The organism is Myxococcus sp. CA039A (genome assembly GCF_013336645.1).
GTDB classification, from domain to species: domain Bacteria; phylum Myxococcota; class Myxococcia; order Myxococcales; family Myxococcaceae; genus Myxococcus; species Myxococcus llanfairpwllgwyngyllgogerychwyrndrobwllllantysiliogogogochensis.
The window spans coordinates 1-15,686 of the sequence record NZ_JABUMQ010000060.1; the positions used below are offsets into that span (position 1 = coordinate 1).

General features: G+C 66.3%; 18 protein-coding genes. 10 read left to right on the forward strand and 8 right to left on the reverse strand.

What is annotated here, in order from left to right; all coding sequences use genetic code 11:
* Positions 1-25: 25 nt before the first annotated feature.
* Positions 26-280: a hypothetical protein gene (locus HR086_RS48475; protein WP_254626301.1), complete on the reverse strand. Its 255-nt coding sequence runs from the start codon at positions 278-280 to the stop codon at positions 26-28.
* Between the two features lie 15 nt (positions 281-295).
* Here HR086_RS48475 and HR086_RS12765 point away from each other — a divergent pair, with 15 nt between their 5' ends.
* Both HR086_RS12765 and HR086_RS12770 read left to right on the forward strand, forming a co-directional pair.
* Positions 296-799, forward strand: a complete 504-nt coding sequence (locus HR086_RS12765; RefSeq protein WP_373564291.1) for a helix-turn-helix domain-containing protein — start codon at positions 296-298, stop codon at positions 797-799.
* Between the two features lie 143 nt (positions 800-942).
* Positions 943-2,379 (forward strand): hypothetical protein, encoded by a 1,437-nt coding sequence (locus HR086_RS12770; protein ID WP_174465752.1) that lies wholly within the window; start codon positions 943-945, stop codon positions 2,377-2,379.
* A 113-nt stretch (positions 2,380-2,492) separates the two neighbouring features.
* Here HR086_RS12770 and HR086_RS12775 read toward each other — a convergent pair whose 3' ends face one another.
* Entirely contained in the window at positions 2,493-2,828 is a 336-nt protein-coding gene (locus tag HR086_RS12775; RefSeq protein WP_174458731.1) for a putative quinol monooxygenase, read from the reverse strand.
* Positions 2,829-3,002: 174 nt separating this feature from the next.
* On the reverse strand, positions 3,003-3,662 hold the full coding sequence (locus HR086_RS12780) for a glutathione S-transferase family protein (RefSeq protein ID WP_174458730.1): 660 nt from the start codon (positions 3,660-3,662) through the stop codon (positions 3,003-3,005).
* 94 nt (positions 3,663-3,756) lie between these two features.
* On the opposite strand from HR086_RS12780, the gene HR086_RS12785 reads away from it, so the two are divergent.
* Both HR086_RS12785 and HR086_RS49190 read left to right on the forward strand, forming a co-directional pair.
* Positions 3,757-4,272: a helix-turn-helix domain-containing protein gene (locus tag HR086_RS12785; protein WP_174458729.1), complete on the forward strand. Its 516-nt coding sequence runs from the start codon at positions 3,757-3,759 to the stop codon at positions 4,270-4,272.
* Positions 4,273-4,816: 544 nt separating this feature from the next.
* Positions 4,817-4,939, forward strand: coding sequence for a hypothetical protein (locus HR086_RS49190; protein WP_256433628.1), 123 nt, complete (start codon positions 4,817-4,819; stop codon positions 4,937-4,939).
* 60 nt (positions 4,940-4,999) lie between these two features.
* Here the strand turns inward: HR086_RS49190 and HR086_RS12790 are convergent, their stop codons facing one another.
* Positions 5,000-6,175 (reverse strand): NAD(P)/FAD-dependent oxidoreductase, encoded by a 1,176-nt coding sequence (locus tag HR086_RS12790; RefSeq protein ID WP_174465753.1) that lies wholly within the window; start codon positions 6,173-6,175, stop codon positions 5,000-5,002.
* Between the two features lie 109 nt (positions 6,176-6,284).
* Between HR086_RS12790 and HR086_RS12795 the strand changes: the two genes are divergently transcribed.
* The gene (locus HR086_RS12795; protein ID WP_174465754.1) at positions 6,285-6,953 is read left to right on the forward strand and encodes a TetR/AcrR family transcriptional regulator; all 669 of its coding nucleotides are present in this window, start codon (positions 6,285-6,287) and stop codon (positions 6,951-6,953) included.
* Between the two features lie 33 nt (positions 6,954-6,986).
* Here the strand turns inward: HR086_RS12795 and gcvA are convergent, their stop codons facing one another.
* Positions 6,987-7,937 carry a transcriptional regulator GcvA gene (gene gcvA / locus HR086_RS12800; RefSeq protein ID WP_174465755.1) on the reverse strand — a complete coding sequence of 317 codons (951 nt, stop codon included), beginning with the start codon at positions 7,935-7,937 and terminating at the stop codon, positions 6,987-6,989.
* Positions 7,938-8,080: 143 nt separating this feature from the next.
* Between gcvA and HR086_RS12805 the strand changes: the two genes are divergently transcribed.
* Positions 8,081-8,758 (forward strand): FMN-dependent NADH-azoreductase, encoded by a 678-nt coding sequence (locus HR086_RS12805; RefSeq protein WP_174465756.1) that lies wholly within the window; start codon positions 8,081-8,083, stop codon positions 8,756-8,758.
* Between the two features lie 72 nt (positions 8,759-8,830).
* Here the strand turns inward: HR086_RS12805 and HR086_RS12810 are convergent, their stop codons facing one another.
* The 3 genes from HR086_RS12810 to HR086_RS12820 all read right to left on the reverse strand — a co-directional run bounded on the left by HR086_RS12810 (position 8,831) and on the right by HR086_RS12820 (position 12,338).
* A complete protein-coding gene (locus HR086_RS12810) occupies positions 8,831-10,903 on the reverse strand; it encodes a glycoside hydrolase family 5 protein (RefSeq protein WP_174465757.1) in 2,073 nt (690 codons plus the stop codon).
* A gap of 434 nt (positions 10,904-11,337) precedes the next feature.
* Entirely contained in the window at positions 11,338-11,871 is a 534-nt protein-coding gene (locus tag HR086_RS12815) for a GrpB family protein (RefSeq protein ID WP_174458723.1), read from the reverse strand.
* Positions 11,872-11,972: 101 nt separating this feature from the next.
* Positions 11,973-12,338, reverse strand: a complete 366-nt coding sequence (locus HR086_RS12820; RefSeq protein ID WP_174465751.1) for a hypothetical protein — start codon at positions 12,336-12,338, stop codon at positions 11,973-11,975.
* 305 nt (positions 12,339-12,643) lie between these two features.
* Between HR086_RS12820 and HR086_RS12825 the strand changes: the two genes are divergently transcribed.
* The 4 genes from HR086_RS12825 to HR086_RS12840 all read left to right on the forward strand — a co-directional run bounded on the left by HR086_RS12825 (position 12,644) and on the right by HR086_RS12840 (position 15,675).
* Positions 12,644-13,273 carry a DUF2306 domain-containing protein gene (locus HR086_RS12825; RefSeq protein WP_254626302.1) on the forward strand — a complete coding sequence of 210 codons (630 nt, stop codon included), beginning with the start codon at positions 12,644-12,646 and terminating at the stop codon, positions 13,271-13,273.
* Between the two features lie 206 nt (positions 13,274-13,479).
* On the forward strand, positions 13,480-13,809 hold the full coding sequence (locus HR086_RS12830; RefSeq protein ID WP_174464098.1) for a PadR family transcriptional regulator: 330 nt from the start codon (positions 13,480-13,482) through the stop codon (positions 13,807-13,809).
* Between the two features lies 1 nt (position 13,810).
* Positions 13,811-14,170 carry a DUF1048 domain-containing protein gene (locus tag HR086_RS12835; RefSeq protein ID WP_141642113.1) on the forward strand — a complete coding sequence of 120 codons (360 nt, stop codon included), beginning with the start codon at positions 13,811-13,813 and terminating at the stop codon, positions 14,168-14,170.
* 251 nt (positions 14,171-14,421) lie between these two features.
* Positions 14,422-15,675, forward strand: coding sequence for a serine hydrolase (locus tag HR086_RS12840; RefSeq protein WP_174465758.1), 1,254 nt, complete (start codon positions 14,422-14,424; stop codon positions 15,673-15,675).
* Positions 15,676-15,686 lie beyond the last annotated feature (11 nt).

Genomic DNA, 15,686 nt, shown 5'->3' on the forward strand with positions numbered 1-15,686 from the left:
GTAGGGGACAGGGGAGCGGCGGGGTTCAACGCACCAAGCTAGGTGCGGCGCCCACGTCCACGCTTGTATGATTCTGCAGATGCAGAGCCACTTGTTGATGGGCGGAGGGAGATCTCTGTACGTCGGCCGCTTCCACGAGCTGCCCAGGCATCGGTTCGCCGCCAACGCCGTCCTCGTGGGGCTCGATGATGCGTTCGACCTCATCGACGGTGACGGCCGCGTCGAGCACCACGAAGCCGCCTTCGTGCGCGGGTGGCAGTGGCATGCGCTCGACTTTCATGGTGGACGCGCGGCCGTGCTGTTTCTGGAGCCCGGCGCGGGCCTCAGCCGTCAGGTGGACGCAGGCGCGTTGCGCGCGGCGGTTGAAACCGCCCTTGTCTCGCGAAGGCCCGAACCCTGGACCGAACTCTTCCAGAACGCCTTGAATCTGGGCCCCTGTCCGCTGACGGTCGACGCACGCATCGCTCGCATCGCCGCGTTTCTTTCCACACCCACTGACAAACCCTCCGATGCGATGACCATGGCGCGGCGGGTGGGGGTCTCCACGTCCCTCGTCGAACACCGATTCAGGGAACAGTTCGGCGTCCCGTTGGGTGCCTTTCGCGCCTGGCACCGGATGCAAGCGGCCACCGCGCTCGCGCTCAGAGGCCGAAGCCTCACCGAGGTCGCGCACGCCGCGGGCTTCTGTGATTCGGCCCATTTCTCCCGACTGTTCAGCAGGATGTTCGGCTTGCCGCCCTCGAAGGTCTTCACCCATGGCCTTTCGGGCACCGTCTTCGACGCACGAGGCCCCCGCTGAGCGTCACGGTCGATGTCCGAATCTTCATTCCGGCATCCACCGCGCGATGTCAGTATGTCCTCCGCGCCCCAATCGTTTCAGCGACTGACGCGGCCAGGAGGCCAGCAACCCACCTCCAGGGACTGTGGCTCATGGAGGAAGTGATGCGACGGCTTGGAATGGTGCTGGGGCTCCTGGGGTGCATGGGATGCGCGACCCTCACGCGAGGTATCGACACCCAGTACAACCCGGAGACGGGTCGGTACGAGACGCCCACGCATGAGCTCGTCTATCAGGTGCCCGTCGAGGACGCGCTGATGACCGTCCGATACCTCCTGGAGAAGGACCACTACGACGTGATGGAGAAGGAGGGAGGACTGGAGCTGTTCTCCTCCTTCATTCCGGAGGTCGTTCCCCCCGAGCGCTACTACATCAAGGGAGAGCGGCTCGGGCCCCGGCAGGCACTCGTTCGAGTCTTTCGCCTCAGGTATTCGGCGGAGGGGGGCGGCTCCAGCGCGGAGGTCTCCGGTCGGACCCGCGATCAGCTCTCCGTGCCCGCCATGTCGGAGGCCTTCAACAACATCCCAGGGCTGGAGGGCTACCGGCCGGCGCACGGCTACCGCGACATGAGCGTCGAGCAGAAGCTCCTGGAGCGGCTGGAGATGGCCCCCGCGCTGGAGCTGGTGGATGGCAATCCTCCTGTTCCCCTCCGCTCGGTGGTGATGGAGAGCGCGGGCGAGGAGGGTGGGGCCCCCGTCGCCGCCATCGCTCCCGCGTGTGGTGCTCCCGTGGAGGGCGCCTCGTCCTTGTTCGCGGCGGGAGGCGTCCTGCTCGTGGCGGACCCGCTGGGCACGCAGGAGGTGCCGTCCGCGGCGCTGCGGATGTTGTGCGAGGCCACGGCCCAGGCGCTGCCGGTGACGCTGGCGCTGTCCATTCCCGTCTCCGAGCAGCCGCTCCTCGAGCGCTACCTCGCCAGCGACGGCGCTTCATCGGCCGTTCAGGATCTCCTCTCGGGGAGCGCCTTCTGGCGCCGGGCCTACCAGGACGGGCGCAGCAGCCGCGCCATGCTGTGGCTCGTCGAGCAGGCTCGCCGCTTGCGCGTCTCCGGAAAGGACGTGGCCGTGGCCGCCATCGACGCCGACAGGGCCCAGGGCAATGAACGCGAGGCGCAGATGGCCCAGCACCTGCTGAACGCCCAGTCGAAGCGCCCCCAGTCCTGGACGCTGGTGCTCGCGGGCAGCGTCCATGCTCGCACCACGGAGGTGAACTGGGATGGCGACTTCGAGCCCATGGGCGTTCGCGTGGCGCGCGCCCTGCCTTCTTCGGTGCGTGCCCTGGACGTGGGCTTCCAGCGCGGCACCCAGTTCGTCTGCCGCTACGACGTCTGGGACGAGGACGTGGAGTGCAACGTCTTCGGCATCAGCCCGACGCTCGAGGCACGGCAGGCCTCCACGCAGGCCGCGGGCCTGAAGCTCTTCACCGCCCAGCAGCCCCACGGCTTCCACGGCCGGCTCTACCTGGGCGCGCTGACCGCGTCCCCGCCCGGGCTCCAGGCGCCGCGCCGGCCCACTCCGGTCAACCCCGTGCCCGCCACGAAGTGATTCCGCGGCGGGCGAACAGAGGGGCGCGAGGCTCGATGAGCCGTCCGAATCACGGCCTGCCTATCGAGAAGTGGGTGACGAGCGGACTCGGTGTCGAGGCCGCTCGGGCGCCGTCACAGCGGCATATTGACTGCAACTCCCTCGCGGCCGGAAGCCCACTCGCGCAAGTACGCGTTGAGTTCCCCGAAGAATGACACCGACACCAGGTCCGCCACCGCGAAGAGTTCGCGGAGCAGCGAACCCACATGGTTGTTATGTGTTTCGGCCGCGTCGGCGTCGACGTACTCCTCGATGATCGAAAAATGACCGGGCTTCTGCGTGGTGAACCACTGATAGCGCAACGTTCCCGGCTCGGTCGCGGCGACGGAGGCCAAGGCCCGCGCCACTCGCAGGAACTCCGTCTCCCCGTCGGTCCGTGCTTTGAACTCACATAGAACCACAAGACTCATACGATGCTCCTCCTCAGGCCGTGCCTGGAGGGTCGGTTTTCGCTGTGCCACGCGGTGGGCTCGAAGTCGTTTGATAACGTGCTGCGCGCCGCGATGGCGAGCAGAAGTTGCGCGCCTGGGTCCGCGGTCAAGAGGTCTTCCTGGCAGTGCGCTACCGCGGTGCATGTCAGGGCTTCAGTCCCGGTCCGGCGCCCCGAGGGGAAAGTTCGGCCTGAACCACCGCGCCTCGTCCACTGCCCGGGCGAAGGACGGGCGGGCAAGCAACCGGGCGCGGTAGGCGCGCAGCTGGGGAAACGCCTCGGAAATCGGATGCGTCCAGTCCGCGTAGAAGAGCGAGGGCGCGGCCGCGCAGTCCGCGAGCGTGAAGTCCGCACCGGCGGCCCAGGTCCTGCCGCCAAGCCGTCCTTCGAGCCACGCGTAGGCGAGCTCTAGCTTTTGCGCGGCAAAGGCCAGGCCTTCCTGTCGCTTTACCGGATCACCCGTCAGCGCGCCGTCCACCGCGCGCTGCACCGGAGTCATGACGTGCAGGTCGAAGAATCGGTCGAGGAACCGCACGTCCAACGCGGCCATCGGCTCCGAGGGGAGCAGGCGCACCGGCCCGGGATGCACGAGCTGCAAGTACTCGATGATGACGCTGGTCTCGACGACGTTGCGCTCGCCGTCCACCAGCAGCGGGAACTTGCGCAACGGCCAACGCTGGAGCCACTCGGCCGAGTGCTGCGGCGTATCCGGCCCGAGGCTGCGGAAATCGAAGGGCGTACCGTTCTCGTACAGCGAGATGAGCACTTTCTGCGTGTACGAGGAGAAGCAATGACCATAGAGCGCGAGCGACATCGTGAGGCCTCCAGGAACCAGTTGCATGTTGCAATGGGTTGATTTCTGCCCGAGGCACTTGCAGATTGCAAGTGGTGACTTCAGGAGACTCGCTGTGCCCCACACGAAACGATCCGGCTGTCCGATCAACCTCACACTCGAACAGCTGGGCGACCGCTGGAGTCTGATCGTCATCCGCGACGTGATGTTCGGGAACAGGTGCACCTACGGTGAGCTGCTCGCGCAGAGCGAGGAGGGCATCGCGTCGAACATCCTCGCGGACCGGCTGAAGCGGCTGACCGCGTCCGGCCTGCTGACGCGACGAAGCGCTCCGGAACACAGGCAGAAGGGGATCTACAACCTCACGGAAGCGGCCATCCAGCTCGTGCCCCTGCTCGCGCAGATGGGGGCCTGGGGCCGCCGGCATACCCGGCCGAGCAAGGAGTTGTCGGTCCGCGCGGAACTGCTGGAGAAGGGCGGCCCGCCTCTGTGGAATGCGTTCATGGAGGAGCTGCGCCACCTGCATCTGGGGGCGCCCCGCCCAGTTCGCTCGGTGTTCGGTGAACTCCAGGCCGCCTACGAGAAGGCCTGTGCGCGCCGCGGCGGCGCGACCCACGCTGACGAGCCTTGAGCGCGGCTCTCCAGGAACCGCTTGGGCACCCATGGCTCAGCGAGCGAATTTCGGGTAGGCATCACCCGGAGTGGATGAACCGCCTCGGGTGGCGGCCCTGGGGGCTCCGTCAGGCGCGTGGTCGCGATGGGGGACCTCACGTTGAAAGACCATATGAGACGGATGGCGATGTCGACGGGGCTCGTGGGCGCTGTCCTATGTGGATGGCTGCTGGTTGCCTGTGGGGGGAATGGCAACGGGCTGCCTGACGGTTCGACGCCGACGGATTCTGGAACGCACACCGAGCGGGATTCCGGCACACCGGAGCAGAAGGACGCGGGCCCGACGGATGCGGGCCTCGGGGACGCAGGGCCTCTGTAGGACACCTCGCCTCCCGACGCGCCGATGCTCATCGGGACCGCGCCCGCCTCTCCCGCCAATGCCAACGTGCCGCACATCCTGGCCAGGACCGAGCCCGGGGCGCGCGTGCGCATCTTCACCGTCGCGGGCTGCTCCGGCGTCATTGCCGGCGAGGGCGCCGCGGACGCCGAAGGACTTCGCCACCGTGAAGGGGTACCTCGGGAATATCGAGGTGGCAACCAGCCCTCTCGGCAACGCCGTCGTCGTCTGGCCTCGCCAGGACCTGGACGCGGGCACCGATACCCTGCTCTCGGCCGTCTTCGAGTAGGCCCGCCTGGGTGCTTGCCTCTTGCCCCGGGACGCCCCGGGGCGGAGGACTCTTCGACCTTCAGGGCCGGATTGAGCCACCGCGAGCGTCCCCCGCGGTGGGCGGTGCCGAGGTCGATGCCGAGCCGGTGAAGAAGTCGATCAACCCGTGCGGAGCGTTGTCGCCGAAGCAGAGTCGGTGGAGGGTCTCCGCATCGGCGGCTTCGTTCGCGCTGCGGGTGAACATGGGTTCCTCGTACTCGGCGAGCGCGGCTTCGAGGTCGCCTCGGTGCGCGGCGATGGCCTTGCCGAGTTCGGCGCCGTCGTACATCGCGAGGTTGGCGCCTTCACCAGACGGCGGCATCAGATGCGCGGCGTCGCCGAGAAGCGTCACCCCAGGCACGCGCTCCCACCGATGTCCCGGCGGAAGCGCGTGGATGGTCCGGGGGACGAGGTCTGTCTCGCCATCGGTGATGAGCGCGGTGAGCGCTGGCGCCCAACCGTCGAACTCCGCCGCGACTCGAGCCTTCGCCGCCTTCGGGTTGGCGAAGTCGATGCCGGCCATCCACTCCCTCGGCCTGGTGAGCGCGACGTAGGTGTGCAGGACGCCGTTGGTTTCGCGGTGGGCCTGGATGCCCTTGCCGGGCGTGAGGGCGAGCATCGCCCCGCCTCCGACGGCTTTCGCGCTGGCCGGGTGGCGAGCGTCGGCGTTGAAGAGATAGGTCTCGATGAACGAGATGCCGACGTACTCGGGCCTCGCGTCGGACAGCAGCGGCCGGATCCTCGACCACGCGCCGTCCGCGCCGACGAGGAGGCTCGTCGTGACAGTCGACCCGTTCGCGAACGTCACCGCATGACGCCCATCGCCGAGCGCGTGGACGGCGGTGACCTTGTGTCCCCACTGGACGGTTCCCGCAGGGAGCGAGTCGAGCAGGAGGCGCCGCAGCTCACCTCGATGCACCTCGGGGCGACGGCCGCCGCCGTTGTCGGGCTCATCGAAAAGGACCGCGCCGCGCGGGTCGAGCACCCGCATGGCCTCTCCGCCTTCGTGGATGATTCGGCGGAATTCGTCGAACAGTCCGGCCTCCTTCAGCGCGAGCTGTCCGTTGTGGTCGTGGATGTCGAGCATCCCGCCCTGCGTGCGCGCGTCCGCGGACGCATCGGCCTCGTAGACGGTGGAGGCGATGCCGTGGACGTGCAGAACGCGCGCGAGCGTCAACCCGCCGAGGCCGGCGCCAATGATCGTGATGGGGGTCATCGTGCTTCCTTTCGAGTGGGAGACCGCCCCGCGATGCGGCCGTCGGTCTCTGGAACGCCGTTCCATTGACCATGTTGGAACGCTGTTCCAGAGCTGTCAAGATGGGGCCATGGCGAAGGCAACGCGCGGGTCGGAACGACGTGAGGAGGCGCTCTCACGCGAGCGAATCGTCGAGGTGGCAATCGAGCTGCTGGACGACGAGGGGGAGGGCGGGTTGACCTTCCGAGCGCTTGCCTCGCGGCTGGCCACTGGACCTGGCGCTATCTACTGGCACATCGCGAACAAGAACGAGTTGCTCGTCGCCGCCAGTGACGCCGTCGTCGCCCGCGCGATGGGCGAAGTGCTCGCCTCCGCCAGTCCGCGCGAGGCAATCCGAGGCATCGCCGCCGGCGTGTTCGAGGCAATCGACGCGCATCCGTGGGTGGGCGCGCAGCTGTCCCGCGCTCCGTGGCAGACCGCGATGCTGCAGATCTTCGAGCGCCTCGGGCGTCAGGTCCAGGCGCTGGGGGGGCCAGAGCGCGCCTGGTTCACGTCGGCGTCGGCGCTGTTGAGCTACATCATCGGCGTGAGCGTCCAGAATGCCGCGAACGGCCGCCTGCTCGAGCCGCCCGTGGACCGCGCGGACTTTCTCGAGAAGGTGTCGGCCCAGTGGACACGCGACGCCCACGCGTATCCGTTCACCGTGAAGGTCGCCGCGCGACTGCGCGAGCACGACGACCGCGCCGAGTTCCTCGCCGGCATCGACCTCATCCTCGCCGGCATCGAGGCTTCGCGGTAGCCGGTCCTCGACAGGAGAAGGTCTGACGAGGACTCAGCGCCGACGGGAGGTGCCCGGCTTCCGCGTGCGTGCCGGGCGCCGAACTCCGGACGCCCGCGCCTCGAGCACCTTCGCTTCGGCGAGCAACCACTGACGCAAGGGGCCCAACCGCTCGGCGTGGCGTGGCGTGTCCAGGTAGACGAGGTGATACGCGAAGCCCTCCAGCTCCGGCCCGAATGGCTGCACGAGCGCCCCGCTGGCCAGCTCCTCCGCCACGAGCACGAGGCTGACGAGCGCGATGCCCTGCCCCGCGACAGCCGCCTGGATGGCGTGAGACTCGTCGGAGAAGCGCAGCTCGCCGTTCGGGGCGCGGTACCGCCCGCCCGCGCTGGCGAACCACCGGTTCCACGTCGGAGTCGCATCCTCGACGCGGTGCCACTCGAAGTGGATGAGCGGATGGTGGCCGAGGTCCTCCCGTCCGCGCACCCCCAAGCGCGGACTGCACACAGGCGCGAAGCGGTCCTGAAACAGCAACTCCGAGCGCAGCCCCGCATGCGCCCCCCGGCCATAGCGGATGGCCAGGTCCACTCCTCCCGCCCGCAAGTCCACGGTCTCATCGGAGGCATGAAGCCGCAGGTCCAGGCCAGGGCACGCGGCCCGGAACGCGGGCACGCGCGGCACCAACCACTTCGACGTGAAGGCGACCGTGGACGAGAGCGTGAGGAGCTCCTGGGCGGAGGGCGCCCTGAGCGCTTCGACCCCACGGACCATGGTGTCAAAGCCCTCCCTCAGCGACGGGAAGAGCTCCGCCCCCTCTTTCGTCAGGACCACGCGACGGATGTGCCGTTCGAAGAGCCGCAGCCCCAGCCACTCCTCCAGCTGACGGACCTGGTGGCTGATGGCCGTGGGGGTCACCGCGAGTTCGTCCGCGGCGTTCTTGAAGCTGAGATGCCGTGCGGCCGCCTCGAAGGCCCGAAGCGCCGACAGCGGTGGGAGGTCCCTCATGAAGCACCCATGGATGAATCAGGCTCAGCCATCGCCTGAGGAATACGCGTTTGTCAGGGGAGTGGCCAGCCTCTATCTCTCTTCGTGTCCGGTCCGCGCCATGGATGAGCGCGACTCAACCGGAACCCCGTTGGAGACAACCCATGGTCAAAATCCTTCATCTCGATTCGAGCGCTCGCGCGGGTGGGTCCGAGCAGGTGCCTCATGGCTCACATACGCGCCGGCTGTCCTCCCGTTTCGTCGCGCGCTGGCGGGCAAGCCGTCCGGGCGACACGGTCGTCTACCGGGACGTCGGGCAGGCACCTCCCACTCCCGTGACGGGACGGTGGATTCACGCGGCGTTCACTGCTCCCTCGAAGCGGGAACCGTGGATGACGGACGTGCTCGCGGAGAGCGACGCGCTGGTGGATGAGCTGCTCGACGCGGACCTCATCGTCGCGGGCGTGCCCATGTACAACTTCAACGTGCCAGCGCAGTTCAAGGCGTACATCGACAACATCATCCGAGTGGGCCGCACCTTTGGGTTCGACCGCTCACGGCCCGGTGAGCCCTACTGGCCCCTGCTGACCGAAGCGCGCAAGAAGCTCGTCATCCTGAGCTCGCGCGGCGACTTCGGCTATGGACGCGGCGAACGACTCGAGGCCATGAACCATGTCGAGCCGAGCATCCGCACCGCGTTCGGCTACATCGGCATCACGGACATGGACTCCGTGGCGGTCGAATACGACGAGTATGGCGGTGAGCGGCTCAAGCGCTCCATCGCCCACGCGGAGGAACAAGTCGATGTCCTCGTGGCCCGGCTGCTGCGCCTTGCACAGTGACGGAGATTCGCCGGGCTTCCGCATCGAGTCCGGCGGGACCATTCACAGGCCCCGCCGTCTCGATGCCTCTGCTCACAACGCGAGGAAGTTCGCGGTCAAGAAGGCGGCGTACCAGTTGATGGGCGTGATTCCGTTGGTCGTGTAGTCCGCCGTATGGTTGTTGGTGGTGAGCTGCCAGTGGGTCAAATCCCACGGAGACCAACCGATCCACACGTCGCTGTTGTTGTTCATGAACGTGAGCGCGTTCGTAATCTGGGGCTGCGCGAAAGACTCGTGGATTCCTATCCCCATCTCGGACAGGAACAGCTTCTTGCCGTGGGTTCTCGCCCAGTGGGTGACCGCCGTGAGCTGAGCGCCGTAGGACGACTCATCGTTGCTGCCGTAGCCTTCCGGGTAATACGAATGCATGTCGAAGGCGTAGTTGTTGGCGCTGTCCGTGATGGAGAGGGCCGCGACCGAGTCGAGCGGACCTCCGCCCGGAGCCCAGGTGTGCCAGTGCCCCACGTCCGATGCGCGCGTGTTGGGAACCAGGATCAACTGGGTTGAACCTGTCGCGCGCACGGCGTTCATGACCGTCTGAATCCCGGCGAACCAGGTGGTCGACGTCATCGGGAGATCATGCGGCTCGTTCATGAGGTTCAGGATGACCTTGGGGTTTGTCTTCACCAGATTCGCGAGCTTCGTCCAGACGTCGGCGAGATGGTTCACGGTCAGCGTCCCGTCTCCGATGACGCGTTGGACGTAGTTCCCCGTCTGATTTCCCGCGCCATCGAACGCGCCTGTCGCATAACGATTGTAGTTATGGAGGTCGAGCACAAGGGTGAAGCCCTGGGCCGTCGCCAGGTTGATGTAATTCATCATGCCGTTCGAATACGCCGTATTCAGCGGGCCCAGGAGCGTGTGCTGGAGGCGCTCCCAGGAGATTGGCAGGCGAATCAGGTTGAAGCCCTTGCCCTTGTAGTATGCGAGCTCCGCGGTGATCTGGGTCGACGACGGCATCTCGTAAAAGGTCTGGCCGGTCCAGCCACCCCAGTCGTTGCCGTACTCCATCCCGGCGCGGTTGATTCCGCGATAGGCCACGCCGGTGGGATAGGTCTTCCCCAGGCCGGTCGGCGGATTCGTGGTGTCATTCTCCAGCACGATTCCGTCGACCCCGTAGACCACCGCCGTGGCGCTCTGGATGGTGAGCTTGTTGAAGGTCGTCAGCGCTCCCTTGAGCGCGCTCATCGGGATTCTGACGCGCGTCCAGTGCCCCGGAGGCAGGGAACCCAGGCTCGGATTCGCGTAGGCGCTGATGGCGACTCCCGCATTCCCGTCGACACCCTCCTGGCTCACGATGACCTTGAGGGCCTGGATGGCCGTGAGGTTTGAAGTGCCTGGGTTGATGGCGAAGCTCACGGCGACGTGGTTGGAGACCGGAAGGCTGGAGCCGACCGCGCCCAAGGCCAGGGCACTGTTGGCTGGCGCCGTCACCTTCATGGACGTGGTGCCATAGGCCTTGCTGGCCGTGTCGGGTGCGAGCGTGGTGCCGCCCCAGCTGTAGCCGGTGCTCCAACCGGACGCGACCGCATCGTCATACAGGACCGTCATGGTGGAGGTGTCGAGCGCGGGCAGCCGCGGAATCTCGATGGCGATGCCATCGATGCCGTAGTTGACCGCGGTCTGCGCCATGAGCGTGAGCTTGTTGAAGGTGGTCAGCGAGCCCTTGAGCGCGCTCATCGGGATGGTGACGCGAGTCCATTCACCCGCGCCCAGGGAGTCGAAGCTCGGGCTGGCGTAGTTGCCGATGGTGACGCCCCCGTTTCCGTCGACGCCCTCCTGGCTCACGATGAGCTTGAGGTTCTTGATTGCCGTCAGGTTCGCGGTGCCCGGATGGATGGCGAAGCTCACCGCCGTGTAGGTATTGGTCGAGAACGACTGACCGTCAGCTCCCAACGCAAGGGCGCTGTCGGCGGCGGAGGTGACCTGCATCGACGAAGCGCCGTAGGCCTTGATGCTCGTCGTCGAACCATGGGAGACGTTGCCCCAACTGTAGCCGGCATCCCAACCTGGCGTGACGGCATCGTCATACAACACCGTCTGGTAGGAGGTGTTCATCGCTGGCAGGAGCAACAGCCTGTCCGTGCTCGAAGCGGGTGCTTCCATCAGCAGGTCGCTTGCGGTCAGGCCTGCTTCTTCGCTCGAAGGCGGAGCACATGCCGCGCCAAGGGTGAAGATACTTCCCAGAAGAACGTACAAACACTTTCTCGAAACCGGTGGTCGTCCCATGCAGGCCCCCTGGAGTTGGCGCATGATTTAACGACCACCGCTTCAGCGGCAACTGCTCGTTCCATTTGATGACAACTATTGCTCTCCGACGGGCTCAACCTGACGAACGCGTTCACATCGTCGTAGTTGTCGCCGGCCACGCGGAGGGGCCGTGTTCCTATCCGTGTGTAAAAGGCGAGCAGGAGCGAAGGAGGAAGAGGGACGCTCCTCGGAGGTCAACCCAAGAGGGTCTTCCTTTGGCGAGGAGGCCGAGGCGTTCCCCGCCGAACCAGGACCCTGGCGGTCGTGTGATTCGTGAGGCCCCGCGTCGTTCAGCGCGTCTGGTAGACGGCGAGCGCCTCGGCCTCGATGCGCTTGATCCAGGCGTTCTTGCAATCGCTGTAGGCGTGCGAGTCGTTTGGATGAAGGCGCTGACATCGCGCCTTCTCGTCGTCGTAGTCGCGGGCGACGCTCGGCCGTTCACGCAGGTAGTCGCGGAACGCGAGGTGCCGAGAGATTTCCCGAGAGCCGTCGGCATAGCCATGGAGTTGGACGAGGCGCTCTCGGGTCCTCGGGTTGTCCTTCGTGCAGTAGCGACGGCCCGGGAGGCCGAGCTCTCCCCACACCGCGTAGCCGAGCGCTTCGAGCACGCCCTGGTGCTTGTCGAGCTCGTCCACCGAAGTGACGACGGGGATGAGGTCGAGGATGGGCTTCGCGGAGATGCCGGGGATGGCCGTCGAGCCGACGTGATGGACCCGCAGAACGACGGGGCCTAACGCGTCCGCGAGGGACCTGGCCTCTGCGGCGGCGGCTTCTGCCCAGCGCGGGTCATGGGGAACCAAGGTGACTTGAATCGGTGGCGGCACGTTGTTCTCCTACTCGCGGCTCGTGGTCGTCTACGCGAGCTCCCCAACGAAGAAGATGTCGTCGGGGACGGGCCTCTTCCCTGTGTATCGGTCTGATGCTTTCAGCGGGCGCGTACGGTGCAGGAGGTCTTGATGTAGTCCACATCATCGTAATAGGCACAGGAGAAGTACACATCGAGCCGGGCGGTCGCGGTGCAGTCCTGGCGCCCGGTCTGGGCGGTGAGGTCTGTGTCCAGGTTCACGCAGTCGCAGCCCTTGCAGCTCTCCTTCTTGTTCAGACACATGTGGGTCGTCTCAGCGGTGACGATGGTCGCGCAGTATTGAGTGGCGCGCTTGCAACGGGTGTCGCCACACTCCAGGGTCTCTGGGAATGACTGGGTGTCATCGTCCCCATCGTCTTGGTTCGAGCCGCCACAGCCCACCACCAGCATGGAGAGAAGCACCAGGTACCGCGTCGTCGCCTTCATGTCGTCGCCCCGAGGAGTCATGGGGGGGCATGAACGCCCCCTCCTGACGGGAAGAGACAGGCCGGGCGACACCGTTGCATGAAAACGACCGTGCCCCTCCCGGCGAGAGGTGCCAGAGGGGCATACCAAGGGCGTAGGTGGAACCGGGGGCCAAGGAAAAGCCCAGCAACTCCTTGAGGTTGCGGGGCTTGCCAGGTTGCCCCGACGGGATTCGAACCGGAGGAGCCGGTCCGAGGAGCACGGCACGGGGGTTCTGGTGTTTCATCTCCCGCGCCGTGCCTCCCCACTCCGAACCCCGAGCCTCCATGATGGCAAGCAAGGCATGCTGGGTCCTCTTCGCCGCCCTCTGTCTGGCTGTGGGCCTCTATCCCGGCAGCTACTTCCTCGCGGCCTCGAACTTCGGAATCCTTGGCTTGAAGAGCAGCGCGCTCCTGGCCGACCCCGTCTGGAACGCGGCCTTCTACACGCACATCGCCCTGGGAGGACTCGCGCTGGCCATCGGCTGGGCCCAGTTCGTCGAAAGACTGCGACTCAATCGCCCAGGCGCACACCGGCTCCTTGGAAAGCTCTACGTCGGAGCGGTCCTCCTGAGCGGGCTCTCCGGGGTCTACGTCGGCTTCTTCGCCACGGGTGGCGTCATCGCCGCGTCGGGCTTCGTCAGCCTGGGCCTCGTCTGGCTCTATACGACGGTCTCCGCCTATCGACTCATCAAGAGCCGGCGCATCGAGGAACACCGGCTCATGATGACCTACAGCTATGCCGCCTGCTTCGGGGCGGTCACGCTGAGGCTCTGGATGCCCATCCTGATTCCCACCCTGGGCGACTTCATGTCGGCCTACAGAACCGTCGCCTGGCTCTGCTGGGTCCCCAACCTCGGCGTGGCCTACCTCATCTCGCGCAGACGGCACCAGGCGAGCGAGCTCGTGCCTTCGTGAAGTGACCCCTGTTCAGACGGTGCGCAGCGGGCGACGGCGCAACAGGTCGAAACTGGCAAGGCCATACAGCCGAAGCTTGAGCGTCATGAGCGGGCCCTCGCATGAAGGCGTGGGGCGACCGGTCAGGAAGGTGGGCTTGCATTCCCGCTATTCTGTGGTACTAAGTACTGGTAGTCAGTACCACTGAGTAGTTCGAGGAGCGGTTCGTGGGCAAGCAGATGACGGAGATGCTCAAGGGCACGCTGGAGGGCATCGTCCTGGCAATCCTGTCCGCGCGGGCGGCGTACGGGTACGAAATCACGGTGCGGTTGCGGGAGATGGGCTTCTCCGACATCGCCGAGGGCACCGTCTATGCGCTGCTCGTCAGGTTCGAGCTGCGCGGCCTGGTGGGCGTGGAAAAGGTCCCGTCCGAGAAGGGGCCGCCGCGCAAGGTGTATTCGCTCAACGCGCAGGGACAGGCCTACCTCGAGGAGTTCTGGCGGACGTGGAGCTTCCTCACCGAACGGCTCGAACAACTCCATAAAGGAGGCGGATGACATGTTCATCTCAATGCTTATCTCGAAGGTGATCGGCGACAAAAGGCAATGGCGACAGTACAAGGCGCGCGCGAAACAACTTCCCCCGAGCTATCGCACGGCGGTCGAAGCCCTGGAGCGCTACCTGATGTACTTTGGAACGGGGGGTGACGGGACCGCGATCTATGTGGACCTCGTCGACCTGTTTGAACAGAGCGCGGCGAACCGGACTCCCGTCCGCCAGATTGTCGGGGAAGACCCCGTGGAGTTCATCGAGACCTTCGTCCTGAACTATCCAAGGGGACAGTGGATTGTCCGGGAGCGGGAACGGCTGACCGACGCCATCGCGCGCGCCGCAGAAGAAGAGGCGAAGGGCGCTTGATGGCAATACAGCACGTCATCCACGTGCTGCGTTTGTAACGATTTCCTCGCCGCTGCCAGCGCACCCGCGCCGAGCGAGAAGGCCGTCGAGCCCGTGCTCGGACAGGCATTGGCGTCATCACGACTCACCGCGCGCTCGAAACACAAGCAGCAACGGATTTGCGACGTCAGCTCGCGAAGCACGACTCCATGCGTCGTGTCGCGGCGCTGCGCAAGCAATGCGTTTCAGACCCTCTCGAAAGGAAGTGCGTCATGTTGGACACGACAAGCGGAACCGTAGTGCAGGGGCACGTCGAGGATGGCTGGGGGAAAGTGGCTGATGTCTTCCGGGCGAACTTCGAGGGGTCCCCTGGCGAGGTCGGCGCGGCATGCTGCGTCTACGTGGACGGCCGTCCCGTCGTCGACCTGTGGGGCGGCCTCGCCGAGCGCGAGGCGAAGCGTCCGTGGAACAGGGACACCATCTCGTTGGTCGCATCCACGACCAAGGGGGCTACGGCGATCTGCGCCCATCTGCTGGCACAGCGCGGCGAGCTCGATCTGGACGCTCCGGTGGTCAAGTACTGGCCGGAGTTCGGCGCCGCCGGCAAGGAGCATATCCCGGTGCGCTGGCTGCTCTCACACCAGGCCGGTCTGCCGGTCGTCGATGGTCCGCTGACGTTCGAGGACGCCTGCGCCTGGCATCCGGTCATCCGGGCGCTCGAGGCGCAGAAGCCGGAGTGGCCTCCGGGCACCGAGCACGTCTACCACGGCATGACCTTCGGGTTCCTGGTCGGGGAGGTCGTGCGGAGGATCACCGGCAAGTCGCTCGGCACCTTCTTCGCGGACGAGGTCGCCGCCCCGCTCGGGCTGAGCGCGTGGATTGGGCTGCCCGAGGCGCAAGAGGGAAGGGTGGCGCGGGTCGAGTACGCCGCTCCGTTCACGATGGAGGAGTTGACCGCCGGGATGATCGAGACCACCGGCCTCGATAGAGACACGGTCATCGCCTGGATGAGCGCAGTGTGGGGGCCGGGCTCCGTGCAAGAACGGGCTGGGCAGCTCGGCGGCGCTTTCGACCACACCAGCGGCTACATGAACACGCGTGCCTTCCGCGCTGCTGAGTTCCCGTTCGGGAACATGTTCTCGGACGCTCACTCGCTGGCGCGGATGTATGCGGCCACGGTGAGCGAGGTCGACGGCGTGCGGCTGCTGACTCCGGCGACGGTCGAGAAGATGACTGTCGTCCACACCGACAAGACGAAGATGAACGGGCTGCCGCCAGGACTGGACGTCCCGGCCAACCGCTCCTTCTACATGTCGCTCGGGTTCTGGCGGGCCTGCCCGCCGATGCCCCTTGTCGGGCCCGGGTCGTTCGGCCACCCCGGCTCCGGTGGCTCGATAGGCTTCGCCGACCCTGATGCGGGTGTCGGCTTCGGCTACGTCATGAACCACTGGTCATTCCGGATAGGCGAGCCGCGAGCGTCGAACCTGGCCGCGGCGGTCACGGCCTGCCTCGGGTCTCGACGTTGAAGCGCTGCTCG